The sequence below is a fragment of the Anoxynatronum buryatiense genome (genome assembly GCF_900182905.1).
Lineage (GTDB): Bacteria > Bacillota > Clostridia > Peptostreptococcales > Tindalliaceae > Anoxynatronum > Anoxynatronum buryatiense.
In genome coordinates this window covers 32,345-56,143 of record NZ_FXUF01000012.1, presented here as the reverse complement: position 1 = coordinate 56,143, position 23,799 = coordinate 32,345, and the positions used below count along the sequence as shown (strand labels likewise).

The following is a 23,799-nucleotide window of genomic DNA, read 5'->3' as shown; positions in this document are numbered from 1 at the left end:
TGTTTAACGGTGATTTTTGCGCCTGCTCCCCTGGGATTTTGGTGGTGCAGGCTTTGCTTTTTTCACTTCGTCGCCGGGTGGCACCAATGCGTCCGGGTGACGGCCGATCAGATCACGACGACCCGCTTTATTCAGGGCCTGGCGCACCAGTGCGTGGTTTTCAGGCAGCCGGGCCTGGAGCAGTGCCCGTTGCATCCGCTTTTCATCCGGCTCTTTGGGAACGAAAAGGGGCTCTTCTGTAAAGGGGTTCATTTCGGTATAATACATGACAGTGGAAAGAGTGCCGGGAGTGGGGTAAAAATCCTGCACCTGTTCAGGGGTGTGGCCCAGTTCTTTCAGGTAGAGAGCCAGCTCAATGGCCGCCTTCAGATCAGAGCCGGGGTGGCTGGAGATCAGGTAGGGCACCAAAAACTGGTTCAGGTTTTCCCGGGTGTTAAAGTCTTCGAAACGCTTGCGGAAGGCTTCGTACACCTCTTTGGAGGGTTTGCCCATGAGTGCCAGCACCTTTTCGTCCACATGCTCAGGAGCCACCCGCAACTGGCCGCTCACATGGTGGCGGCAGAGCTCTTCAAAAAAAGTGGGGTCTGAATCAGCCATCACATAATCATAACGCACGCCAGAGCGTACAAACACCTTCTTCACCCGGGGCAGCTTGCGCAGCTTTTGCAGCAGGGTCACGTAATCATGGTGATCCACTGTCAGATTGGGGCAGGGCTGAGGCGTGAGGCACTGGCGGTGAGTACAGGCACCGGAGGTGGTCATTTTTTCACAGGCCGGTTGCCGGAAATTGGCCGTGGGGCCGCCCACATCGTGAAAATAACCTTTGAAAGCCGGGTCCTGGGTCATGGCGGCAGCTTCCTCAAGGATGGCCTCATGACTGCGGGGTTGCACCGTTTTGCCCTGGTGGTAGGTGATGGCACAAAAATGACAGGCGCCAAAACAGCCCCGGCTGCTGGTGAGGCTGAACTGCACTTCATCCAGAGCGGGAACGCCGCCGGCTTTGTCGTACTGGGGGTGTGCGCGGCGGAGGTAGGGCAGCCGGTACACCTGGTCCATTTCGGCTGTGGTCAGTGGTTCTGCCGGGGGCAGCTGTACAATAAACCCGGTGTCGTAGGGTTCTGCCAGAGGCTGGCCGGTGACGGGGTCGTTGTGATCCATCTGCCGGAGAAAACTTCGTGCCACCTGTTTTTTGGAATCCTGCAGGGTGCGCCAGGAGGGGAGTACCAGGGGGGTGTCGAAAGTTTCCAAATCCCGGGAAAAGAAAGCGGTGCCGGGGATAAAGGTGAGACTGGCAGCAGCAAGACCGCTGTTCAGTGCCTCGGCAATTTCCAGAATGGTGCGTTCTCCCATGCCGTAAACCAGCAGGTCAGCCTTGGTGTCCATGAGAATGGAGGGCTTCATCCGGTCTTCCCAGTAGTCGTAGTGGGCCATGCGCCGCAGGCTGGCCTCCAGCCCACCTAAAATCACCGGTGTTTTGGGGAAGAGTTTCTTCAGTTTGCGGGTGTAAACAGTGGCTGCCCGGTCGGGACGCTTTTCGGATGCGCCGCCGGGAGAGTAGGCATCCTGTCGGCGCCGCTTTTTATTGACGGTGTAATGGTTCACCATGGAGTCCATGTTGCCGGCGGTCACCAGAAAAGCCAGCCGGGGCGTGCCGAAAACAGAAAAGGCCTCCGGGTCGGTCCAGTCAGGCTGGGGAATGATCCCCACAGAAAACCCATGGGCTTCCAGCCACCGGCCAATAACAGCGGGGGCGAAGGCAGGATGGTCTACGTAAGCGTCACCGCTTACCAGAACAAAATCGGGAAATTCCCATCCCCGTTTTTCGGCTTCTTCCAGTGTAACGGGTAAAAATGGTTGTGTCATCGTTAGATTCCTTTCAGGCTGCGGTGATGTCTGCAGTGGTATTATTATAGCACAAGATGGAAAGGGTGAAACCCCATGAAAATTAGCATGGAAAAAGCAGCGGTGGAATACATCCTTCAGAACGGAGGCAAGGCAGGAATTCACTATGTCAAACAGGGTTGATGCCACTCGGGCACCGTGGATGTGGCGGTGATTGATCTTTGGGAGCCCGAAAGTAATCCGGAGGATTACGAAGCTTTTCAGCATCAGGGGATTACCCTCTTTATCCCCAAAAAATTGACGGCCCAAAGCAGTGAAGTGGTGATTTCACTGTCGCAGCTGTTCAAATGGAAAAAACTGATGCTGGAGAAATATTAGACCAGGAAAATCTGTTGCCCATATCAGGCAATGATCATTCATTATCGCTGAAAGGCGAAGCATCACAGGAATCGTACCATCAAGAAACACACTGTCAAAAAATAGACTATTGTGAAACCGGAGGCAGTTATGCTGAAAAAAATCGCTTTTCCTGCATCTCAGTTACCGTTACAATGCCTTTACAGAAACGAAAACCTGTTACGTCAAATGGCAGAAAATGCAGACTTTCGCCAGATTCCCGAAAAAGTGGAACGGGTGTACGGCCCCCTTCTTTTTCCGGCGGCGCCGCCAGACCGCCCCTATCTCACCGGCTGTCTGGTGCTTTCCCTTGACGGGCGCCTGGGGTTTGAAAATGAACCCAGCAGCAGAACCCTCACCAGTGCCAACAAACTGGATCACAGCCAGGGGAAAACAGATCTGTGGATGGTGAATCTGGTGCGCACCTGGGCAGATGCCGTACTGCTGGGCACCGGCACCCTGAAGGAAGAGCCGGAGTTCACCGGCCATGTGTATGACCCGGATCTTCAGGCTTTTCGGGAGGCCCATGACAGTCGTTTTTGTCGAAACCCCTGGAATGTGATGATCACCCGGCGGCCGGGAGATTTGCCCTGGCAGCACCCGGTGTTATCAACGCCTCAGATTCCCGTGCTGCTGGTTGTGCCGGGTTCCTGCCGTCAGGAACTGGTGGATTGCCCCGGCGGGCGCTTTTGCTATGGGGTGATCGACGGTGCTAACCCTCAGGAAACTGCCGGCATGGCGGCCATGTCGGCACAGATGGTGAACCGGCATTTGGAAAAAGACCCGGAAGGCACCGACCCCCGGCATGTGGTGATCACCCTGCCGGATGATAATTTCCCCGACTTTCACACCCTGCTGCCTCTGTTGCGCCAGTTGGGAATTCGTCAGATGGCAGTGGAATCTCCCCATTGGATCTGGCATCTGATGGCTGAAAAGAAGCTGGATGAATTTTTTCTCACCCATACCGGTGTTTATGCCGGTGGCAATGTGCTTCCGGGAACCGGTCACGCCTTCCAACCTGCATCGGCTCCCCAGGGCCATCTGGCCAGCCTTCACATGACGCCGGCGTCAGTGCTTTTCAGTCGTCAGGTATTGATCTATTAGAAGAGCCCGCCGGATCATTCGGCGGGCTCTTTTAGACGTTGACCATGTTACGGCCATAAAAGATTTCTGACATTTCTTTCTTGATTTTTTTCTTGATTTTCTTCCGTTCAGCAGGGTCAAATTCATTTCTTTCTGAGTCAAAAAGATAATTGTCCAGATCAAACTCCCGCAGAATCATCTTGGTATGAAAAATGTTCTCCTGATAAATGTTTACATCAATCATCTGGTACTGATTTCGGGTCTTGGCGGGAAGATAGTTTTGAATGGAGTTGATTTTGTGGTCAATGAAGCACTTTTTTCCATTCATGTCCCTGGTGAAACCCCGTACCCGGTAATCCATGATGATAATATCTGACTCAAAGCTCTTGATCAGATAATTGAGAGCTTTCAACGGTGAAATCTGACCACATGTGGAGACATCAATGTCGGCCCTGAAAGTGCTGACCCCTTTATCGGGATGGCTCTCGGGGTAGGTGTGTACCGTGATATGGCTTTTATCCAGATGGCCCACCACTGATTCTTTGTGCACCTGTCCGGCGTCCGGGCCCGGCCGGGCAGAACCATTGGCGGCGCCCAGGGTTTCCACGGGGCCTTCCGCAATGAGCATAGTGACACTGGCACCCTGAGGATCGTAGTCCTGCTGGGCAATGTTCAACACATTGGCGCCGATGATATGGGTCACGTTGGTGAGGATTTCTGTGAGCCGTGTGGCATTATACTGTTCGTCAATGTACCGAATGTAATCCTGACGGTGTTCATAGCTTTTGGCATAACAGATATCGTATATATTAAAGCTCAGCGACTTGGTTAAATTATTAAAGTCGTAGAGTTTCAACTTGTCAATGCCTTTTATTTTCAATAAAATCCCTCCTCATAATCCTCCGGACACCACAAAAGCCAGGCCCTGTGCCGCCTGGTGAATACTATTATAACATGGTCTCACAGGACTGCAAGGTCATAATGGGATTTTCCCGGTTTTTTTATTTATTCCCAGGAGGCTTTCTGATACAATAGGGGCATCTGGCGATGACAGCCGGAAAAAGCAGGAGAAGAAACAACACAAGAAACAACACAAGAAACAGAAAAAGAAATATGAATAAAGGATGGATTTCATGAAGGCTTCGTGGCTTAACAATACCAAAGTACCCATCGTGCTGATCATGCTGGTGCTGATGATTCATTCCATCGGCGGCAGTATTTCCATGGCGGCCCTCTTTAACCTTTACGCGCTGGAGATCATACTGGCGGGTATCATTCTATCTGTCATCGTTGGATTCTCCTTTCAAACGGTGGTGGAAACGGTGACACTGATCCGTGACAGTTTCACCCAGCCCGTCACATACGAGGAAGATCTGCATAAAATTCACCTGATTTCCATCAAGGTGAAGCGAGAAGGGCTGCTATCACTGAATGGAGACATTGATAGTGAAACTGACAGCTTCGTCCGGGATGCCCTGATTCTCCTGAATGACTACAAGAAAGCGGAAGTGGTTCAGAATATCATGGAAAAAGACATTGAGTCCCGGCGTGCCAACCTTTACAAATCGTACAACCTGCTGAAAGTGGTTTCCTATGTGGCGCCTTCTTTTGGCCTCATCGGAACCCTCATTGGCATGATTGGTCTGCTGTCACATCTGGACCAGACTTACGCCATTATGGGGCACATGGCCACCGCACTGGTGAGCACCCTCTATGGCAGCCTGATCGCCAGCTTTATTGCCGTTCCGCTCATGGTAAGACTGCGGGAATATATTGAGCAGATGGTGCTTCGTTACCGCATGATCATGGAAGGTGTGCTTCTCATTGCCGGAAATGACTCGGCCCGGAATGTCTTTGATAAAATGAATGTGATGCTGAAAGAAGACGACCGATTGATTTACCCCCGTCGGGGTGAAGGCGAAAGGATGGTGAATTCCTTTGGACCTGAGATTTGATCAGCAACCTGCCGTCGGTCAAGACTATGAAATTGAACTTTCCAACAACTGGCTCATTACCTACAGTGATATGATCACCATCATGCTGTGTTTTTTCATGGTTTTTTTCATTTTATCTGCCAGTGAGTCTGATACTCTCCAGGAACTGCGCCTGCGTTTGACGGCACAGGTGGACGACCTGGACAGGGAAGTGGGGCGACTCACCATGGAAAACAGCCGGCTGCTGCAGGAAAAACAGCTGCTTTCTCAGCATCTTTTTGGTATCAATCACTTGCAGCAGGATCTGAGCCATTCCCGCGAAGATTTTATCAGCTTCTTAAGAGATAACGATTTGATGGAACAGGTGCAGATTCTGGACAATGAGCGGGGGCTAATGATTCGATTCAAAGACAGCGTTCTTTTTGCCAGCGGCAGCGCTGAAGTATCTCCCCAGGGGCTGGAGCTGTTGGAACATATTGGCCGAAAGTTGACAGAAATACCAAACCCGGTAGTGGTGGAAGGCTACACAGACAATGTACCCATCAGTACTGCCGCATATCCCTCCAACTGGGAACTTTCCAGCGCCAGAGCCATCACTGTTGCCCGGTATTTGATCTACGATCTGGGGGTGACGGAGGAACGTTTGTCGGTGACTGGCTTCGGAGAACAAAACCCCATTGACACCAATGACACCAGTACGGGACGTGCCAATAACCGGCGTATCGAAATCACCGTGCTCACCCCATAAAATGAAAGCCTGCAGGTGTTGCTGCAGGTTTCAGACGTCAGCTGCCCTGACCAAAGCCCTTTGTTTTCAACCTCAAACCTGCAGGTGTTGCTGCAGGTTTTTTTAAGTTTAAGCAAGCGTATGTGCAAAGCTCTTTTCACCGCCGGGGGAAGACAGTTGTCTGCCCCGCAAAACAGATGACGGGACATAGATCCTCAAGTAATTGCAATACGTCCCGCTGTTGTCCCTGTCATATTGACTTTCATCAAAATAAGGTTAGAATGAGAATTGTCCCACGAGAAATACCTCTGGGGAAAACGGTTTTCTAAATCGTTAGATAAAACACAAACGAGTTCATTTTGAGGAGGAAGAGGATTGAAAAAGACATTTTCATTGTTAGCCTTACTGCTGGTCCTGACACTGTTGGTGACTGCCTGCGGCACCACCGGCGCAACTGAAGAACCGGCTCCTGCCGAAGCTCCGGCAGAAGTAGAAGAAACTGTTGAAGAGGAAGTAACAGAAGCACCTGCCGGCGAAGCCGGAGAAGCCGTCAGCATGGGTCTGGCCCTGTTGACATCCATCGGCAAATCCACCGATGCAGAAGCAGACAAAACTGCCCGTGCACAAGTGGATACCGTGATTGCTGCCGCCACCTTCGACAGTGAAGGCCGTGTGGTTGATGTGATCATTGACAACGCCCAAACCCGTGTGAACTTTGACGAGGAGCTGAAAGTGGCTTCCGACAAAACTGCTCTGGTGAAAACCAAAGTGGAGCTGGGTGCCGACTACGGAATGGGAAATGTGTCGTCCATCGGTAAAGAATGGTTCGAACAGATTGCTGAAGTGGAAGCATGGATGGTTGGCAAGACCATTGATGAAATCAAAGCCCTTCCCATGAATGATGGCTATCCTGATCTTCCGGAAATGGCCTCTACAGTAACCATGAGTGTATCCACATATCTGGAAGCAGTTGAAAAAGCCTACGCAAACGCTGTTCCTGTAAGCAACGTGGCCAGCCTGGGTCTTGGAACCGAAGTTTCCATCGCCAAATCAAGAGACTATGCTGTCGATGCAGACGGCAAAGAAACCCTGCCCATGGCACAGGTGGACAGCGTGATTTCTGCCGTTGCCTTTGATGCTGCCGGTGCGGTGGTAGGCGTTCAGATTGACAACGCACAAACACGTGTGAACTATGACGCTGAAGGTAAAGTCACTTCAGACAAGGCGGCACCGGTTCTTTCAAAAGTGGAACTGGGTGACAGCTATGGTATGGGAGCTGTTTCAGCCATCGGCAAAAACTGGTATGAGCAGATTGCTGAACTGGAAGCCTGGATGATTGGCAAAACTGTTGACGAAATCAAGGCACTTCCCGTGAAAGTGGTTGACGATGCACATCAAAGCGTGCCAGACGTTCCTGAGCTGACTTCATCTGTGACCATCACAGTGGAAAGCTACCTGGCCACAGTGGCAGAAGCCTACACCAACGCCAGATAATCACACAAGTCCCTTCTCAACTCCCTTGCTGCGGCAGGGGAGTTGTTTTTTTTGGTTACTGGAAGTTCAGGCCCCTTCATGGTAGAATAAGGGCAATGAGTGAGGCGTATCAAGCATGTTACAATCTTTGAAGATATAACCAACCGGAACAGACCCATACTGGAGGAGATTTCATTGAATCATGTATCAGCCAAAAATAACCGGCGAAGATGGTGGCCAGCACTGGCCCTGCTCTTAACGCTGATGATGCTGGCGGTGGGGTGCGCCCCTGCCCAGAACCCTTATGAAGGCTATGAAAGACATACCGACAGCTTTTTTGACACCTTTGACACGCTGATTCAGGTGATAGCCTACACCACATCTGAGGAAGAGTTTCAACAGGCATTTGAGCAGATTCACCAGCGTTTTCGGGAACTGCACCAGCTCTATGACATTTACAACACCTATTCAGGGATGAACAACGTGAAAACCGTTAACGACCAGGCTGGGATCGCCCCGGTGGCGGTGGACGAAGATTTGATCAACCTCATTCTTTTTGCCCGGGAGTGGCATGATCGCACAGCTGGCAGAACCAATGTCGCCATGGGGCCTGTTCTGAAAATCTGGCATGACTACCGGGCAGATGGATTATTTGACCCATCACTGGCAGAACTGCCTCCCTTGGAGGATTTGCAGCGGGCCACTGCCTACACGGATATCCATCTGATCGAAGTGGATGAAGCCGCAGGCACCGTGTATCTTCCGGATTCCCGCATGCGTCTGGATATTGGCGCTGTCGCCAAAGGATATGCCACTGAATTGGTGGCAAAAGAGTTGGAGGCCGCAGGGCTGGAAAGCTTCATCATCAGTGCCGGCGGAAATGTACGGGCGGTAAACCGTCCCTTTGACAACGAACGGGAAACCTGGACAGTGGGACTTCACAACCCGGATGCCTCTCTTTTTGCCGAAGGCAACAGCCTGCTGGGATCGGTTTCCATCACCAATGCTTCGGTGGTCACCAGTGGCGATTACCAGCGCTTCTACATTGTTGACGGGCAGCCGGTGCATCACCTGATCGATCCTGTTACGCTGATGCCTGCTGCCCACTACCGGGCGCTCACTGTGGTAATGGAAGATTCGGGGCAGGCAGACTTTTTTTCCACAGAACTGTTTCTCCTCCCCTTTGAAGAAAGCCTGCCCATGGCAGAAAGTATCGAAGGGCTGGAAGTCATCTGGGTGATGCCTGATGGCAGCATTGAGATGACCGGGGGGTTGGAAGTCATGCTGACGCTGTATTAGCCAGGGCCGGCATCCAATAGATTGATGCACCTGCATGAACTGCAAAGAGAGATCTGTCAGAAGGGCAGTGAGGGCTGTTGGCTGCAGGAAATGGCGAGAGGAGGGCGTTGATAAATGGTTGATGAAGCGCGTTACAGCCGGAATATGAAGATGCTGTCACCGGAAGAAAACGGTCGATTGCGCCAAACCTGCGTGGCGGTGGTGGGTTGCGGCGGCCTGGGGGGCGGCATCATCGAAATGCTGGGCCGGCTGGGAATTGGAAAGATGATTGCGGTGGATGGAGATGTTTTCGAACCCAGCAATTTGAACCGCCAGCTGTTGTCACATACAAGGAATATGGGCCAGGGAAAGGCGGAGGCAGCGGTGGAGCGCATGGCGCTGGTGAACCCTGATGTGGAAGTCAAAGCAGTACAACAGCTGCTGACAGCTGAAAATGCACCAGAGCTGCTGGCGGGGGCTCAGGTGATTGTGGATGCTGTGGACCGCATCGGCACCCGGCTGATGTTGCAGCAGGTGGCAGAAGCCATGGCACTTCCTTTGGTGCATGGGGCCATTGGCGGCTGGTATGGGCAGGTGACCACGATTTTGCCGGGAGATAAAACCCTGGATGTGATTTATGCCGGGGCAGATAATCAGGGGATCGAAAGAGATCTGGGGAATCCCTCCTTTACACCGGCGCTGGTGGGGGCGGCACAGGTGAGTGAAGTGCTGAAGCTGCTGATTAACCGGGGCACCCTGCTGAGGCATCGGATGCTGTACATTGATCTTTTTGAACAGGAGTACACGGTGCTGAACCTGGGAGAGGCACCAGACGCCGGGGATTCAAAAAAATAACGCCACAGGTTCGTGAAGGGCTTCACGATCCTTGTGGCGTCAACCTGCGACCTCCTGGCCGCTATGCAAGATTCCCCATCAGGTGGCCTGGTGGCGGAGTGCTTCAATGAGAAAATCACGGAAGCGTACTTCAAGAGGTGAAAGTGACCGGTATTTGTGATGTACCAGGTAGAAGTGGCGATGCAGCTCTAAATCGGGGATATCAAAGGCATAAAACAGGCCTTCCATTAATTCCTGTTCAACTGCACGGCGTGAAAGTATAGAAACACCCATCCCTTTACGAATACAGGTCTTAATGACTTCGGTGTTTTCTATGTAAGCCACCACCCTTAGATCTTTCAGCGTGTGATGACTGCGTTTCAACGCCGTTTCAAAGCGTTTGCGGGTACCGGAACCCTGTTCTCTGAAGATGTAGGGCAGTGATATGAGATCAGACCAGGTGAGGGTTTCACTAAAACGGCGGTATTTTTCACTGGCGGGGGTAATGAGGGCCAGTTCATCCGTGACCAGCTCGTGAAAGGCTAAATGGTTGTGCGTGCTGCGGCTGCCCACAATGCCCAGATTATACTCTTCAGAGAGAACGCCTTCGATGATTTTTTCTGACGGGAGGTGGTGCATGCTCAGGGTGACATCAGGGTATTCCTGGTGAAACTGGCAGAGCAGTTCCGGCAGCACATACTGCTCAGGAATGGTGCTGGCAGCAATTTCCACCTGACCCACAAAGGTACCCCGGTACTCATCCAGCTTGAACTGGGCATTGGTTTTCAGTGACAGCAGATCCACGGCATACTGGTATAGAATCTGCCCGGCAGGGGTTAGAGAAATCTGTTTGCTGCTGCGGTTGACCAGGGTTGTCTTCAGTTCTTTTTCAAGATTAATGATGTGGCTGCTGAGGGTGGGCTGGGTGAGAAACAGATGCTCAGCCGCTTTGGAATAGCTTTTGTACTTGGCAATTGCACAAAATGTTTCCAGCTGTTTAAAATCCATTGCTTGGCCTCCTGTGAAATGATTTGGCCGATGAAAAAGGTCGTCGGCTACACCGATTATATCATATCCCCCATTGGAGGGAACGCAGATGAAAGGGTTTCGATTACAAGACTTAAACTTGTTGAAACACCCAAAAGTGAAAGCGCTCCGGCTGCTGGGCAACCGGATTCAGGAAAATGAACTGACAGCCCTGGCGGCGCAGTCCACCTATTATCTGGTGCTGTCATTCTTTCCGTTTTTGATTTTTTTAATCACCCTGATTAGCTACACGCCGCTTCTTCAGGAAGAAGTGCTCTACCAGCTGCAGCCTTTTTTGCCCCAGGAAGCCTTTGAGCTGGTGATGCGAAATGTACAACAGATGATGGACATGCCCCGGGGAACCCTCATGTCCACCGGCATGATCACCACCGTATTTCTGGCGTCCAACGGGGTGGCAGCCCTACTGCGGGGCATAAACAAAGCCTTCAGGAACCAGGAAAAACGTCCGTTTTGGAAAGTGCGGGGCATGGCGTTGATATTTACACTGGTGCTGGCGTTCACCATTCTCCTGTCGCTGCTAATGCTGGTCTTTGGTCAGCTCATCGGCACCTACCTTTTTGAATTACTTGGAATTTCACAGCTGTTTCGAAAAACCTGGCAATGGGCCCGGATCGCGGCATCTCTGGCGGTGATGATCCTAGTATTTACCCTCTTTTACACCTTTAGTCCTCAGCAACGGATCAAATTGAGGGAATCCTTTCCGGGGGCTGTGTTCACCACCATTGGATGGCTGGTACTGTCATACGGGTTTGCCCACTACGTGAACACCTTTGGGAACTACAGCGTCACCTATGGCAGTATCGGCGGGATCATTGTACTGCTCACCTGGCTTTATCTCAGCAGCATTGTGATTTTGCTGGGCGGTGAAATTAATGCCTGGCGGCTGCGGGACAAGCTGGAAAAGAAGGCTTCCGGGTCGTGAGTTGTTTATAAAATGAAGGTTAACCAAATATTAACCCATTCTTCACGGAAGATTGACGCAGTGTTGGTATACTGACAACGAAGACGTTCAACAGGAGGGAAATCCATGTTTTTCAAATCCATGACACTGGGAATTGACATTGACGCCACACTCACAGAAGCTTACTATTGGCTCCCGTGGGCCAACGCACATTTTGACCGTAGTCTGAGACCGGAGGATGTCACCTGTTATGACATTCACACGGTTTTGGGGATCACCGAGGAAGAATACCTTGATTTCTACGCCCGTTATGGGGAAGCCCTTCATGGGGCCAGCCATGTGCGCCGGGAAGCGCCGGCAGTTCTCCTGCGCCTGTCGCAGGACCATCAGCTCCATTACGTGACGGCACGGCACCCGGGCATGCGCCAGGTGACCCAGGAATGGCTGGAGCGCTATGAAATTCCCCAGAACGGGCTGCACCTGCTGGGCAGCCACGATAAGGTGGCCACGGCTCAAAGACTGGGCTGTCACCTTTTTGTGGAAGACCGGTATGAAAATGCGGTTGCCATTGCAGAAAGCGGCATTGATGTGTTGTTGATTGACTGCCATTATAACCGAAACCTCCCCCTTCCCGGCAATGTGAAACGGGTCAGCAACTGGCATCAGGTGGAAAAGGCGGTGCGTTTGCTTGAAAAGTCTATGGGTAGTGGTCTTCGGAGTCTCTCGGCCTGACACCTCTCAATAAACAGACAGTGGTCACTCAATTAACCAATAACCAAATGAAACAAAGAAGAAGCATTCGGCGGCCAAGAAAAAGGATTTAAGGCCAAACTGAGTGCTTTTGTGATTTGAAAAAGCGGCTCAAAAACATGGGCTGGCGGGCTTAATTCGACTGGCATAAACATTTGTTAGTCGATTTCTGTGATACACTGGATAACAGATGTGGATTGTTTCACATAAAAACGAGGGCAACAAGCAATGGAACTGAAAAAAATATAGCTGGAAATTGAAACATTTTATCATCCTAACTGTCTTGTATATAGGATGAATTTTAATGTGGGGCTAAAAAAGGGGGGAGTTGGTTTGATAGATTGGCTTACGGAAGTTTTAGCATTTGATAGAGTTTATTGGTATTTAGCCATACCCTTCACCGTACTGTTAGCAATACAGCTGGTGGCGACTTTTGTAGGGATTGGCGGCGAAGGAGGTCTTGACGGCGGCGAAGATGGGCTGGATCTGGGGGAAGATGGAGATTTTGAACCGGGATTTCAATTATTTACGGTGAGAAATTTCATTACCTTTTTCGCAGTATTTGGATGGGCTGGAATCACATTTTCCAATGCTGGATTAGGACAATTCGCGACTATCTTGTTATCCACCATACTTGGTATCATTGTACTGCTTATTGTATCGGCGCTTTTTTATTTTATTACAAAGCTTGCCGACAGTGGGACGATGGATATTCAACGGGCCAAAGGCGTTACCGGAGAAGTGTATCTGCGGATTCCTGCCAAAAGAAAAGGTATGGGAAAAGTAAGTATCAAGCTCCAAGGTTCCTTAAGGGAACTGGATGCCATGACAGACGAAGATGATGTGATTACAACAGGAAATATGGTTGTTGTCAAAGATGTAATCAGCAATGGTATTTTATTGGTTGAAAAAATGAACAAGGAGGATGCTTAATGGGTTCAACATATGGAGTCATATTAATTACGGTTGTTGTCATTGTGATATTTGGAACAATTGCAGCACTTTTCGCCAGGTATAAAAAATGTCCATCGGATAAAATTTTAGTCGTGTATGGTAAAGTGGGGAAAGAAGGAGATGAAAACAGGTCTTCTAAGTGTATTCATGGAGGAGCCGCCTTCATCTGGCCGGTGATTCAGCATTCTGAGTTTTTAGACTTGACTCCCTTATCAATCGAAGTTAATCTTCAAAATGCCCTGAGTAAGCAAAATATCAGGGTTGATGTACCTTCAAGGTTTACAGTGGGTATCTCCACCGAACCAGGCATCATGCAAAATGCCGCCGAGAGATTATTGGGATTAGGTCTTGCTGAAATACAGGAGTTGGCAAAAGACATTATCTTTGGACAGCTAAGATTAGTCATTGCAACCATGGACATTGAAGAAATTAATACTGACAGGGATAAATTTCTTGAGGCTGTTTCCAGCAATGTAGAATCGGAGCTTAAAAAAATAGGTCTACGACTAATCAATGTAAACGTTACAGACATTAATGATGAATCGGGATACATACAGGCTCTGGGAAAAGAAGCGGCTGCTAAGGCAGTGAATGATGCGAAAAAGAGTGTTGCTGAAAAAGATAGAGATGGATCCATTGGTGAAGCACAGGCCAGACGTGACCAAAGAGTTAAGGTGGCAGAGGCTGATGCCACAGCGGTTGAAGGTGAAAATAAATCAAAAATCACTGTTGCAAACTCTGATGCAGAGAAAAGAGAACGGACTGCTGAGGCAGAAAGAAGAGCCAGTGCTTCTGAAAAGGTTCAGGCAGCAAAGGCACTGGAGGAAGCTTATTTAGCTGAGGAAGAAGCAGAAAAATCCAGGGCCAGAAGAGAAAAAGCCACAATGGAAGCAGATGTACTTGTTCATGCACAAATTGAAAAGCAAAAGCTGGAAATTGAAGCAGAGGCCCAGGCTGAAGAATTCAGAAGAATAGCCAGAGGTGAGGCTGATGCTATATTTTCTAAGATGGAAGCACAGGCCAGAGGTACGAAAGAAGTGCTTGAAAAACAAGCAGAAGGCTTCCAAAAGCTTATTGAATCTGCCGGGGGCATACCAGAAAAAGCAGTGATGATGATGATCGCTGATCGACTTCCAGAGCTGGTTAAAATACAGGTAGAAGCTATTAAAGGCATCAACATTGACAAAGTCACTGTATGGGATAACATGGGTGGTGGAAAAGATGGTGGAAAACCGGCGACAGCCAACTTTTTATCAGGAATGATGCAATCGCTGCCTCCTTTGCAGGATATATTTAATAGTGCTGGGCTGGACTTGCCAAACTATCTTTTGCAAACAAAGGAAACGAAAGAATTTCCTATGAACACAAATGAAGCCAACACAGATAATCCTGTAGAAAACAACCGAGAATAACAGGCATAAAATGATGAAAGAGCAAGGGTAACCATAACAACAAAAAAAGGCATGATTTCTATTGAGTTTAGGAATCATGCCTTTTTTATATAAAAATAAGTGAAGCAGTTGCACGAAACATGACACCTTCGACAACCTCATGGAAAATGGTCCGTGTCCTTTTCGTGTTAAGGGCTTTGTAGCAGCCTGTGATCAGCGAATTTCAATGCTGGTACGGCGTTTGGCTTCCTGGGTTCTGGGCAGGGCTACTTTCAGAATGCCGTTTTCATAGGAAGCACTGATGGCATCAGGATCAATATCTTTCACATGGAAGGTGCGGCTGGTGCGTCCCATTCTGCGCTCCCTGCAGATATAGTTCCCCTTCTCTTCGTTAATCTCTTCCTGTTGTTCCACCGCAATGGTCAGGTAGTTATTGTCATAATCCATCCTGATCTGCTCTTTTTCGACACCGGGAATCTCTGCTTCCAGCAGATACTGGTCATCCTTCTCCTGTATATCCACCTTGATACCGGTGCCAACAGAAGGAGTCATCCAACTATCCTGCAGAAAACGATCAAACAGTGTGTCAAGGTCGCGGTTTCTTCGGTTTTGAAATGGAACAAGACTGTTAAACATACTTCATACCTCCTCTTTAAAGTGAAAATCAGTGAATGGGATGGGGTCTTGCTATGGTTATATTGTAAAACGAAAGTCAAAGAAAGTCAAAAATATAAAGGGGGATTATGGCCATAAAAAGGTGAATTTCACCAGCGAGAGACGATTATGAAAAAAAAGTTCGTGATTTGTCGGTTTTTCTTGTTTTTTTATTTGTTTTCTCAGCGGTTTGAGGGTAAAATGCTAGGAAGAGGAACTTTTCAATCATGATGAGTCTTTGGATTTTTTTTCGTCGGAAATAGAGGATTTCGGATTCCTTTGTCGAATATGTTGAAGGATATCACAATATCAGGAAGAGGTGAAAGAGTGCTTCCCTATTATATGGCAGTAATGGCAGCCGCCGCACTGATTTGGGCGCTGCTTCAGTGGATTGTTCGCAGAGCACCGGTTTACCAGCGAAAGGCAGTTCATAAGATGATGCTGGTGTCGCTGGCACTGGCCGCAGCGTTGCCCCTCTTGCTGGAAACCATGTCACCGGCGGCCTCTCTGGGAATCATTCTGGCAATGGCGGCAGTGATCGGGCTGTTTCTGCCGGTTGCCAGTCTGTTGCCTGGTCGGGCAGAGCAGGGAGACGAAACAGAAAGTGTGAAGGGTGTCATGTCAGAATCAAAAGAGACATTGACGAAGGCATCGCCTGCTCTGAAAGACAAACCAGCGGCAGAAGAGAAAACCGAACCTGTCCAGCTGCCGGATGAGAGCGTGCTTCAACAAGATGCATTAGCCGCTGCGGCACCGCTGGAAGAAGTGACAGTACCGGTGTATTTGGAAGAAGTGACAGTGCCCGAAACTGAAGAAACACAGATTACTGAAAATGATTTGTTTCATGTGGCTGAAGAAACTGTTTCGGATGACCTGGCAGCACAGTTGCGTGAATCTGAAATGTTTTCTGCAACAGATCCAATAGTAGTTGCTGAAGAAGTGGCTCTGGAACCAATAACACCCACAGAGAGCTTTGGAGAAGGCGACGAAATTCAGACAGATGCCATTGCATTTGAGCCTGAAGAACTCATAGAGCCTGAAGAACTCATAGAGCCTGAAGAACTCATAGAATTCATAGAACTCGAAGAACCTGAGGAACTCATGGAACCGGAAATGACAGCTGTTGTTGAAGCACCTGAAGAAATTGAGGTAACGGAAGAACCGGTGGAACCAGCAGAACCAGAAGAACCGGTGGAACCAGCAGAACCAGAAGAACCTATAGTGCCGGAAGTGTCTGAAAAACCTGCGGAACCGGTGGTATTGTGGATGGAACAGCAATTGCCTCAGCAGCTGTCTGAGACACTGGGCGAAGTGCTGTTAACCAGTGCCATGCTGGCGCTGGATGATCAGGAAGAAGACGAGGCAGTGGCAGCGCTGAAGCTGGTTTGTCAAAGAGGTACTCTTCCGGAACAGCAGGCAATGGCTTATGTAGAGTTGAAGAGAATCATGCCCGAAAGGGGAGGGCTGAAGCCATTAATTGATCTCGGTGAAACCTTATTGGAACAGCAGGCGATGAAGGCATCTGGATACAGTGGGATCATCGAAGCCCACACCCACTACCTTAAACGGCTCTTAAGCCTGTTGAACGCGCACGGCATACCGGCAGACAGCCCATATTCGGAACTGCCGGAAGAATTGAAGAAAATGGCACTGGCTTATCAGGAAAAAATACAGAACAGGAGTGAAGCGTAATGAAAAAAAGCGGACAGATCGTCAACTCTCCGGTGATTAGCATACAGGAAGGGCTGGAGTTGGGGACGGTTCGGGAGCTGGTTGTCAATCCGGATAAAAAGAGTGTGGAGTTTTTATTGGTGGATAAAAATGAAGGGTCAGATGAAAATGAAATCCTGGCCATTCCCTTTCGGGAAGCAGTGGGTGTAGGCAATTATGCCGTGACCATCGAACACCAGCGTGTATTGCTGGACCTGAACAAAATGAATATTGCCGGCAGTTTGCTGGAAAACCGGGTGAACATTATTGACGAAAAAGTGGTGACCCGAAAAGGGAAATTACTGGGAAGCATCACCGATTACATGGTAGATACTGAAACGGGAAGCATTCCCCAAATTCTGCTGCTGGTGGAAGAAACTGGCCAAGAGGGTACACTGCCGCTGGAAACCCTGGTGAGCATTGGGCGTCAGGTGGTGATTGTTTCGGAGGAAGCGGCTGATTTACTGACAGATTCCCAAAAAACTGACGATACAGCAACTGAAGCAGTTACAGAAACACCGGTAAGTGCAGAAGCTGTGGAATCTTTCAGCTATTCTGAGGAAAGTCTGGTTGCAGCACCGGTTGAAGAAATGGTTGAGCAGGAAAGCGGCAGCTCTGTGGAAATGTTCATTGCTCGGCAAAAAAGCTTTCTTTTGGGGAAAGAACTGAAGCAGGATCTGAAAGATCTGGAAGGCAATGTGATTGCTGCTGCAGGTACTGTCATTACACCGGATATTTTTGACCAGGTGCAGGGAATGGGAAGACAAAAGGTAATTGAACTGACAATGCTGACAGAGTAAGCTGTCGGCATGATAACAAAAGGAGGCCGGTCTGACGGATGACACATATATCGACAGTCTTCCGCATCAAATCAGCCATTCTGATGGCACTTCTCATGGCAACCCACGTGGGCATGGCTGCCCTCCTGACATTCCCGGGAACCCGGGAACAGCTGCCCGTCGACACCTGGATCAATGGCATGTCGGTGGCGGGCCTGACATCTGAAGAAGCCCTGAATGCGCTTCAGGAGACACTGCCAGAGGCACTGGAAATCAGGCTGATGGATGAAGCAAACAATGTGATGGATGAAATGGCATTGCCGTTGTCATTGGTGAAGGCCCGTTTTGATGAGCAACAAATTCGAAACTGGTTGGACCCGGTGATGGAGCCCGAGTGGCAGGAGCTGTGGCTCAGCCAGATCCGGTTAACCTCTCCGGGGTATTATTTTGAGACAGCCCTCTATTACGAAGAATCTGCCTTGAATCAATGGGCAGATGAACTGGCTTCTGCAATTACGCTGCAACCTCATGATGCCAGAATTTGGGTGGATCGGGGGGAGTTGCATGAAGTATCGGAGCAGTATGGCCGGCTACTGAAGCCTGCCGATGTGACGGAACCGGTGAGAGCGGCATTGGATTCCCTCGATTTTGAACCGATTGAAATTGAGGTGGCGGTGACGGCACCGGCGGTTACCCTGGCTGATCTGGGCGACTTCAACCAGAGACTGACCGAATACAGCACGGTACTGGGAGAAAATGTGAATCGTCGGGAGAATATACGTCTGGCAGGAGAACGCATTAACAGTGTGCGACTGTTGCCGGGAGCAGTTTTTTCCTTTAATGAAACGGTGGGTAGAGTGACGGCAGAAGACGGATATCAGCGTGCTCCTGTAATTCAGGGGGGGCGCTTGGTGCAGGGGATTGGCGGTGGTATCTGCCAGACCAGCAGCACCCTCTACCAGGCGGCACTGCGCGGCGGGCTTCAAATTGTTGAAAGATCCAATCACAGTCTGCCTGTTGGCTACCTGCCACTGGGGTTGGATGCCACCATCGCTTATGGCTCCATTGACTTCCGTTTTGCCAATCCCTATGATTTCCCTGTGATGATTGGTACATGGCTGGATGAACAGCATTATCACACGGTGATTCTCGGGCCTGAAAGCGCCCGGCTCCCTGAGATTGAGATTGAAGTGAGGAACCGGCAGGCCATTTCACCGCCGGTGAGAGTGATTGAAGATCCTGTACTGGCAAAAGGAGTGGAAGTGGTTCAACAGGCGGGTAAAAATGGGTACAGATTGTCGGTTTTCCGATTAACCGGCCGGAACGAAAGTGATTTTCAGGAAGAATTGATTTCCAACGATTATTATCGACCAGTGGCCCGTGTCATCAGACGGGGAACAGGAGAAGAACTGGATGATCAAAAATAAAGCCTTCCGGCGATTGCATGCCGGAAGGCTTCGGTCATTCTGGGGAGCGGAGGTCTTGGGTGAAAGAGGTTTCTGGAATGCGTACCATACGCATGAAAATTCCCAGTTGTTGGATGGTGGCTACAAATTTTTCATATTCCACAGGCTTGACAACATAATTATTACAACCGAGAAGATGGCATTTTTCAATCTCCCGGGGATCATCAGTGGTGGTCAGCATAATGACGGGGATCTTCCGCAGGCAGGGATGTGCTTTCACCTGCTCCAGCACTTCCACGCCGCTGATTTTTGGCATTCGGATATCCAGCATCAGCAGATAGTGACCTTTTTCCAATTCTTTGGGTTTGGGCTGCTGCAATAAAAAATCCAATGTTTCTTCCCCATCCCTGAAACGGATGATGCGGTTGATGATGCCCGCACGTTTCAGGTTTTTTTGAATCAGCCGGGCATGTCCCTCATCGTCTTCTGCAATAAGAATAATCAGGTCTTCATCCATGGTTCGTCCTCCTTTGTCGGCAGCGGCTGCCAGGGGCAGTATCGGTTCAGGACAAGCTGGCAATCAACGTTTCGGAATCTGGCAGGGAAAGCGCCTGTCGCAACGATTCATCCGGCTCAAGGAGCGCCCAGTTCATGGGCATGCCCCGGTCGTGAGCAGCCTGCTGCACATAAAGCATCACGATGCCGGCGTCGGTGCGCGCCCGTTTTTCATCGGTATTCAGTGGTACGGTGAGATACACCTTCTCGCGGTGGAGAATGAAGCGCCAAGGCTGCCGATTGCCCCAGGAGGGCGCCAGTTTACCATAAAACAGTATCTCTGAAAGGCCCCTGGTTTCCAGCTCTTCCAGTGGACAGCGTTGGTTCCACTTCTCAAGGTAGACCAGATCACTTAAGGGCATGCGGCTGCTGGTTTTCAGGATATCCTGACGAAACAGTCCGCTGTCGGTGTATCCGATGGCCACCAGCGCCACGGCTGTTCCTGTCACCGGTTCACTCACCCAGGCAGTCAGGTCAAGAGGGGCATCCATACTCAGCCAGCAGGTCCCCAGCTCCAGATGCCAGGCGTTTAACCGGAGAAACTCCATCAGATACCCGCTGTTTTCATAAGCACCGGGACGTATGTTGTCGAATAGCGCCACATACTGAGGTGCCTCAATCATTTTGCCAAAATAGCCGGCTTTTCCGTTCATCATCTCGAAAAACCCAGGGCCATCTTCAATCACCCTGATGGAAAACGTCTTGTCAGAGAGCAGACCTTCTGTTGCCTGCGTTCTGGCAATAAGCTCCCGCAGCATATCTGCCGGTACTGGCTTGTTTTTGTAATCACGAACAGTTTTCATGGTTTCAATGGTTTGAATAAAATTCATGGTGTCCCCTCCTTCATGCGGCTTTGCCGATGGTGAATTTACTGATACAATACCCGTAGAAGCTGAAATAAAACACTTAGATCAAAGGGAAACAGGAGGCGAAACATCAATGCAACCCAGACTAAAATGGCTGACCAAATCAGTGGCCTACATACCGGCGCCGGTGAACACGGGGGTGTTGGTTCGCGAAGCAAAAGCGATCCTGGTGGATACCGGTCTTGACAAAGATCATGCCAACAAAATGATCAGAGCACTGGAAGCTGAAAACATAACACCCGTTGCCATTATCAACACCCACTCCCATGCCGATCATTGTGGCGGTAACGCTCAACTGCAGCACAAGCGGGGCTTGCCGGTATTTGCTCCACGGCTGGAAAAACCCTTTATTGAAGATCCTTACCTGGAGGCTTTTGGACTTTTTGGTGCAGCCCACCCGCCAGCCGCTCTGCAAAATAAATTTCTCAAGGCAAAACCGTCCCGGGTTACCGGTGTTTTTGAACCTGATGACAGCATCTGGCAGTGGCAGGACTTTCAGATCACACTGGTCCCGTTGCCCGGCCATTCGCCCCAACAAACGGGAGTTCTCTGTGAGGAAGTTCTGTTTGCCGCTGATGTGCTGCTGGGAGCCGAATACCTGGACAAGCATCTGATCCCCTTCAATTCTGACGTGATACGCCACCGGGAGTCGCTGTACCGTTTAAAAGATCTGGCGGTGGATTGGTGTGTGCCAGGCCATGGAACCCCCATGGAAGATCATCGCCCTTCTGTTGAGCGCAATCTGGCCGCGCTTGATCTCATTGATGAATGGATCCTGACAAACACGCAGACGCAGGCAATGCTGGATGAACTGCTCAGTCGGTTTTGCAGTCACTATGGGGTAGGGATGGAAACCATCTCCCAATATCATTTATACCGTACTGCCTTTGCGGCTCATGCCAGTGGATTGACAGAAATGGGGAAACTGTGCCATCGGGTTCAGAATGGCACACTGCTTTGGGAGGCAGCATCCCAAAATCAATGAAAGTACTTCCCGGACTACCACTGCCATTGGTGGAGAGGAGTCGAGGTATGAAACATATTTTGATTGTCGATGATGAAAGCCGTATACGCGAACTGATAAGAGAACATTTGGAAGCCCATGGGTACCAGGTGACAGAAGCAGCCGACGGCATGGCAGCACTGGCGTTGTTTCGGGAAAACCCCAAAGCATATGCTGCCATGATTTTGGATGTGATGATGCCTGAGCTGGATGGGTGGTCACTGTGCCGTGAAATAAGACGCCATTCGGAAGTGCCGGTGATTATGCTCACGGCCAGGGGAGAAGAGTATGACAAGCTCTTTGGGTTTGAACTGGGCGTGGATGACTATCTGGTGAAGCCATTTAGTCCCAAAGAATTGATGGCGCGTCTGAAAGCAGTGCTGCGGCGGAGCGAAACTGATGGGGACTCAACCGGAACCAAGAAAGACCGCTGGCGGTTTCAGGGATTGGCAATTGATTTGCCAGCCAGGCGGGTGACAATTAACGACGCCCCGGTGAAACTAACCCCCCGGGAATATGAGCTGCTGGTGTTCCTGGCACAGCATCCGGGGCAGGCATTCAGCAGGGAACAGTTGCTGAATCAGGTCTGGGGCTATGATTTTGAAGGGGAAGATCGAACGGTGGATACCCACATCAAAATGCTCCGTGAAAATCTGAAACCCTATAAAAACCTCATTGTCACCGTGTGGGGACATGGCTACAAATTTGAAGCGGAGGAAGGGCCATGAAACATCTTTCAACCAAGATCATTGCCATTCTCTTCCTGCTCACAGCCGCCACCATTGGTATTCTTTGGTTCTATCAGGTGGTGTTTCTGGAGGAGCAGTATATCAATCACAAAATCAGCGGTATTCGGCGGGAAGCGGCCCACATCTATGAGGCGACCGGGCCAACAGATGAAAAAGGACTGGAAGAAGCCCTGGAAGCCTTTGCTTATCGTCATCGACTAAGTCTTGAAAGGATCAGCCCTTCGGGAGAATTGATATCCAGCAGTCACACAGTAACGGGTCCTGGAATGATGCGAGCCATGGGGCGCATGGCTCCCCGCATCCACATGTCAGAATCCGGCGTTCAGCGGCAGACGGTTTCCATGGGTATGGGGAACACCCGGTTTCAGACAGAGCTGCTGCTGGTAAGTTTGCCGCAGCTGCAGGAGGATCAACTGGTGGAAACCCTGCAGGTGATCATTCCCATGGAATCGGTGTCAGAAACGGTGGGCGTGCTGAAAACACAGTTGATTCAGGTGAGTTTACTGCTGACGGTTTTCACCATCATCATCGGCTTACTGCTGGCCCGTATGGTGGTGACCCCCATTCATCAGTTAACGGACGCCACGCAGCAAATAACCGCCGGTAAACTTGATATACGGGTACCCATCAAGAGCCAGGATGAAATTGGCCGGTTGACTGAAAACTTCAATGAAATGGCGGCACAGCTCAACCAGGTGGAAGTCTTGCGTCAGGAGCTCATCGCCAACGTTTCCCATGAGCTGAGAACACCGCTTAGCCTGATTCAGGGATATGCGGAGACCATTCGGGATCTCAGTGGTGAACAACCTGAAAAGAGGAATCGACACGCTGGGATTATCATTGACGAAAGTCAGCGCCTCAGCCGCATTGTGGATGACATTCTTCACCTGTCACAATTGCAGGCGGGGGAGCTGAAGCTTGAAAAACAGCCTGTGAGCTTGTGCAAGGCAATCATGCATACGGCAGAAGCCTTCCAGCTGCTGGCGGATCAGCACCATATACAGCTGGAAGCAGTCTGCGAAAATGCCTGCCAGGTGATGGGTGACCCCCGGCGACTGGAACAGGTGCTGGTGAACCTGCTGAGCAATGCCTTTCAACATACGCCGAAAGGCGGCAGTGTTCGCATAGAGGGGAAAGTTGTCCAGAACCGGGTACACATCAGCATTACCGATACAGGAAGCGGCATTCCTGAAGAAGAGCTGGAGGCCATCTGGGAACGCTATCACCGTTCGCGTCATCACATGTCCCAAAGTTTTCATACAGGTTCAGGACTGGGACTGGCCATTGTGAAGCACATTCTGGAAGGTCACCAGGCCCGCTTTGGCGTCTCCAGCCGTCTGGGAGAGGGGACCACCTTCTGGTTTGACATGCCGGAAAATCCATAAAATTTACCATATCTTTTCATTCGCCGGTCTTACAATGGGGTATGATATGAGAAAGCGGGCACCGGGTGAATCGGCAGGTGAC

22 protein-coding genes and 1 pseudogene are annotated in these 23,799 nt (G+C 50.2%); 17 read left to right on the top strand and 6 right to left on the bottom strand.

The window, feature by feature from the left end; all coding sequences use genetic code 11:
• Positions 1 to 3: 3 nt before the first annotated feature.
• Positions 4 to 1,863, bottom strand: coding sequence for a YgiQ family radical SAM protein (locus tag QOL74_RS13890; protein WP_283410099.1), 1,860 nt, complete (start codon positions 1,861 to 1,863; stop codon positions 4 to 6).
• Positions 1,864 to 2,037: 174 nt separating this feature from the next.
• Between QOL74_RS13890 and QOL74_RS13885 the strand changes: the two are divergent.
• Positions 2,038 to 2,220: pseudogene (locus tag QOL74_RS13885) on the top strand (hypothetical protein); the annotation flags it as partial.
• A gap of 129 nt (positions 2,221 to 2,349) precedes the next feature.
• Positions 2,350 to 3,342: a RibD family protein gene (locus QOL74_RS13880; RefSeq protein WP_283410097.1), complete on the top strand. Its 993-nt coding sequence runs from the start codon at positions 2,350 to 2,352 to the stop codon at positions 3,340 to 3,342.
• Positions 3,343 to 3,373: 31 nt separating this feature from the next.
• Here QOL74_RS13880 and speD read toward each other — a convergent pair whose 3' ends face one another.
• Positions 3,374 to 4,201, bottom strand: a complete 828-nt coding sequence (speD, locus tag QOL74_RS13875; protein ID WP_283410096.1) for an adenosylmethionine decarboxylase — start codon at positions 4,199 to 4,201, stop codon at positions 3,374 to 3,376.
• A 253-nt stretch (positions 4,202 to 4,454) separates the two neighbouring features.
• Between speD and QOL74_RS13870 the strand changes: the two genes are divergently transcribed.
• The 5 genes from QOL74_RS13870 to QOL74_RS13850 all read left to right on the top strand — a co-directional run bounded on the left by QOL74_RS13870 (position 4,455) and on the right by QOL74_RS13850 (position 9,588).
• Positions 4,455 to 5,276 (top strand): motility protein A, encoded by an 822-nt coding sequence (locus QOL74_RS13870; protein WP_283410095.1) that lies wholly within the window; start codon positions 4,455 to 4,457, stop codon positions 5,274 to 5,276.
• Positions 5,260 to 6,003, top strand: coding sequence for an OmpA/MotB family protein (locus QOL74_RS13865; protein ID WP_283410094.1), 744 nt, complete (start codon positions 5,260 to 5,262; stop codon positions 6,001 to 6,003). Before QOL74_RS13870 ends, QOL74_RS13865 begins: the two co-directional genes overlap by 17 nt.
• A gap of 354 nt (positions 6,004 to 6,357) precedes the next feature.
• Positions 6,358 to 7,476, top strand: coding sequence for a hypothetical protein (locus QOL74_RS13860; RefSeq protein ID WP_283410093.1), 1,119 nt, complete (start codon positions 6,358 to 6,360; stop codon positions 7,474 to 7,476).
• Between the two features lie 174 nt (positions 7,477 to 7,650).
• On the top strand, positions 7,651 to 8,754 hold the full coding sequence (locus QOL74_RS13855; RefSeq protein WP_283410092.1) for an FAD:protein FMN transferase: 1,104 nt from the start codon (positions 7,651 to 7,653) through the stop codon (positions 8,752 to 8,754).
• 114 nt (positions 8,755 to 8,868) lie between these two features.
• Complete coding sequence (locus tag QOL74_RS13850) at positions 8,869 to 9,588, top strand: HesA/MoeB/ThiF family protein (RefSeq protein ID WP_283410091.1); 720 nt, start codon at positions 8,869 to 8,871, stop codon at positions 9,586 to 9,588.
• A 78-nt stretch (positions 9,589 to 9,666) separates the two neighbouring features.
• Here QOL74_RS13850 and QOL74_RS13845 read toward each other — a convergent pair whose 3' ends face one another.
• Positions 9,667 to 10,575 carry a selenium metabolism-associated LysR family transcriptional regulator gene (locus tag QOL74_RS13845; RefSeq protein WP_283410090.1) on the bottom strand — a complete coding sequence of 303 codons (909 nt, stop codon included), beginning with the start codon at positions 10,573 to 10,575 and terminating at the stop codon, positions 9,667 to 9,669.
• Positions 10,576 to 10,663: 88 nt separating this feature from the next.
• Between QOL74_RS13845 and QOL74_RS13840 the strand changes: the two genes are divergently transcribed.
• The 4 genes from QOL74_RS13840 (at position 10,664) to QOL74_RS13825 (ending at position 14,631) form a co-directional block, all read left to right on the top strand.
• Positions 10,664 to 11,536 carry a YihY/virulence factor BrkB family protein gene (locus tag QOL74_RS13840; RefSeq protein WP_283410089.1) on the top strand — a complete coding sequence of 291 codons (873 nt, stop codon included), beginning with the start codon at positions 10,664 to 10,666 and terminating at the stop codon, positions 11,534 to 11,536.
• 105 nt (positions 11,537 to 11,641) lie between these two features.
• Positions 11,642 to 12,247: a 5' nucleotidase, NT5C type gene (locus tag QOL74_RS13835; RefSeq protein ID WP_283410088.1), complete on the top strand. Its 606-nt coding sequence runs from the start codon at positions 11,642 to 11,644 to the stop codon at positions 12,245 to 12,247.
• 351 nt (positions 12,248 to 12,598) lie between these two features.
• Positions 12,599 to 13,198 (top strand): hypothetical protein, encoded by a 600-nt coding sequence (locus tag QOL74_RS13830; RefSeq protein WP_283410087.1) that lies wholly within the window; start codon positions 12,599 to 12,601, stop codon positions 13,196 to 13,198.
• Positions 13,198 to 14,631: a flotillin family protein gene (locus tag QOL74_RS13825; RefSeq protein ID WP_283410086.1), complete on the top strand. Its 1,434-nt coding sequence runs from the start codon at positions 13,198 to 13,200 to the stop codon at positions 14,629 to 14,631. Before QOL74_RS13830 ends, QOL74_RS13825 begins: the two co-directional genes overlap by 1 nt.
• Positions 14,632 to 14,823: 192 nt before the next feature.
• Here the strand turns inward: QOL74_RS13825 and QOL74_RS13820 are convergent, their stop codons facing one another.
• Positions 14,824 to 15,246 (bottom strand): Hsp20/alpha crystallin family protein, encoded by a 423-nt coding sequence (locus QOL74_RS13820; RefSeq protein WP_283410085.1) that lies wholly within the window; start codon positions 15,244 to 15,246, stop codon positions 14,824 to 14,826.
• 345 nt (positions 15,247 to 15,591) lie between these two features.
• On the opposite strand from QOL74_RS13820, the gene QOL74_RS13815 reads away from it, so the two are divergent.
• From QOL74_RS13815 to QOL74_RS13805, 3 genes are read left to right on the top strand one after another with little or no spacing between them, the layout of a single operon-like run.
• A complete protein-coding gene (locus QOL74_RS13815) occupies positions 15,592 to 16,956 on the top strand; it encodes a hypothetical protein (RefSeq protein ID WP_283410084.1) in 1,365 nt (454 codons plus the stop codon).
• The gene (locus QOL74_RS13810) at positions 16,956 to 17,774 is read left to right on the top strand and encodes a PRC-barrel domain-containing protein (RefSeq protein WP_283410083.1); all 819 of its coding nucleotides are present in this window, start codon (positions 16,956 to 16,958) and stop codon (positions 17,772 to 17,774) included. Before QOL74_RS13815 ends, QOL74_RS13810 begins: the two co-directional genes overlap by 1 nt.
• 38 nt (positions 17,775 to 17,812) lie before the next feature.
• The gene (locus QOL74_RS13805) at positions 17,813 to 19,180 is read left to right on the top strand and encodes a VanW family protein (protein WP_283410082.1); all 1,368 of its coding nucleotides are present in this window, start codon (positions 17,813 to 17,815) and stop codon (positions 19,178 to 19,180) included.
• 34 nt (positions 19,181 to 19,214) lie between these two features.
• On the opposite strand, the gene QOL74_RS13800 is transcribed toward QOL74_RS13805, so the two are convergent.
• Positions 19,215 to 19,676 carry a response regulator gene (locus QOL74_RS13800; RefSeq protein ID WP_283410081.1) on the bottom strand — a complete coding sequence of 154 codons (462 nt, stop codon included), beginning with the start codon at positions 19,674 to 19,676 and terminating at the stop codon, positions 19,215 to 19,217.
• A 46-nt stretch (positions 19,677 to 19,722) separates the two neighbouring features.
• Complete coding sequence (locus QOL74_RS13795; RefSeq protein ID WP_283410080.1) at positions 19,723 to 20,544, bottom strand: nitroreductase family protein; 822 nt, start codon at positions 20,542 to 20,544, stop codon at positions 19,723 to 19,725.
• 109 nt (positions 20,545 to 20,653) lie between these two features.
• On the opposite strand from QOL74_RS13795, the gene QOL74_RS13790 reads away from it, so the two are divergent.
• Genes QOL74_RS13790 through QOL74_RS13780 form a run of 3 tightly spaced genes read left to right on the top strand, consistent with a single transcriptional unit; the run spans position 20,654 to position 23,717 of the window.
• The gene (locus QOL74_RS13790; protein ID WP_283410079.1) at positions 20,654 to 21,565 is read left to right on the top strand and encodes an MBL fold metallo-hydrolase; all 912 of its coding nucleotides are present in this window, start codon (positions 20,654 to 20,656) and stop codon (positions 21,563 to 21,565) included.
• 47 nt (positions 21,566 to 21,612) lie between these two features.
• On the top strand, positions 21,613 to 22,311 hold the full coding sequence (locus QOL74_RS13785) for a response regulator transcription factor (RefSeq protein WP_283410078.1): 699 nt from the start codon (positions 21,613 to 21,615) through the stop codon (positions 22,309 to 22,311).
• The gene (locus tag QOL74_RS13780) at positions 22,308 to 23,717 is read left to right on the top strand and encodes a sensor histidine kinase (protein ID WP_283410077.1); all 1,410 of its coding nucleotides are present in this window, start codon (positions 22,308 to 22,310) and stop codon (positions 23,715 to 23,717) included. The genes QOL74_RS13785 and QOL74_RS13780 overlap by 4 nt, the downstream gene beginning before the upstream one ends.
• Positions 23,718 to 23,799 lie beyond the last annotated feature (82 nt).

Bases quoted from the DNA above. Each gene is read 5' to 3' on its own strand.
- QOL74_RS13890 (WP_283410099.1), bottom strand. From the start codon at position 1,863: ATGACACAACCATTTTTACCCGTTACACTGGAAGAAGCCGAAAAACGG.
- QOL74_RS13880 (WP_283410097.1), top strand. From the start codon at position 2,350: ATGCTGAAAAAAATCGCTTTTCCTGCATCTCAGTTACCGTTACAATGC.
- QOL74_RS13870 (WP_283410095.1), top strand. From the start codon at position 4,455: ATGAAGGCTTCGTGGCTTAACAATACCAAAGTACCCATCGTGCTGATC.
- QOL74_RS13850 (WP_283410091.1), top strand. From the start codon at position 8,869: ATGGTTGATGAAGCGCGTTACAGCCGGAATATGAAGATGCTGTCACCG.
- QOL74_RS13845 (WP_283410090.1), bottom strand. From the start codon at position 10,575: ATGGATTTTAAACAGCTGGAAACATTTTGTGCAATTGCCAAGTACAAA.
- QOL74_RS13840 (WP_283410089.1), top strand. From the start codon at position 10,664: ATGAAAGGGTTTCGATTACAAGACTTAAACTTGTTGAAACACCCAAAA.
- QOL74_RS13835 (WP_283410088.1), top strand. From the start codon at position 11,642: ATGTTTTTCAAATCCATGACACTGGGAATTGACATTGACGCCACACTC.
- QOL74_RS13825 (WP_283410086.1), top strand. From the start codon at position 13,198: ATGGGTTCAACATATGGAGTCATATTAATTACGGTTGTTGTCATTGTG.
- QOL74_RS13820 (WP_283410085.1), bottom strand. From the start codon at position 15,246: ATGTTTAACAGTCTTGTTCCATTTCAAAACCGAAGAAACCGCGACCTT.
- QOL74_RS13810 (WP_283410083.1), top strand. From the start codon at position 16,956: ATGAAAAAAAGCGGACAGATCGTCAACTCTCCGGTGATTAGCATACAG.
- QOL74_RS13805 (WP_283410082.1), top strand. From the start codon at position 17,813: ATGACACATATATCGACAGTCTTCCGCATCAAATCAGCCATTCTGATG.
- QOL74_RS13800 (WP_283410081.1), bottom strand. From the start codon at position 19,676: ATGGATGAAGACCTGATTATTCTTATTGCAGAAGACGATGAGGGACAT.
- QOL74_RS13795 (WP_283410080.1), bottom strand. From the start codon at position 20,544: ATGAATTTTATTCAAACCATTGAAACCATGAAAACTGTTCGTGATTAC.
- QOL74_RS13790 (WP_283410079.1), top strand. From the start codon at position 20,654: ATGCAACCCAGACTAAAATGGCTGACCAAATCAGTGGCCTACATACCG.
- QOL74_RS13785 (WP_283410078.1), top strand. From the start codon at position 21,613: ATGAAACATATTTTGATTGTCGATGATGAAAGCCGTATACGCGAACTG.
- QOL74_RS13780 (WP_283410077.1), top strand. From the start codon at position 22,308: ATGAAACATCTTTCAACCAAGATCATTGCCATTCTCTTCCTGCTCACA.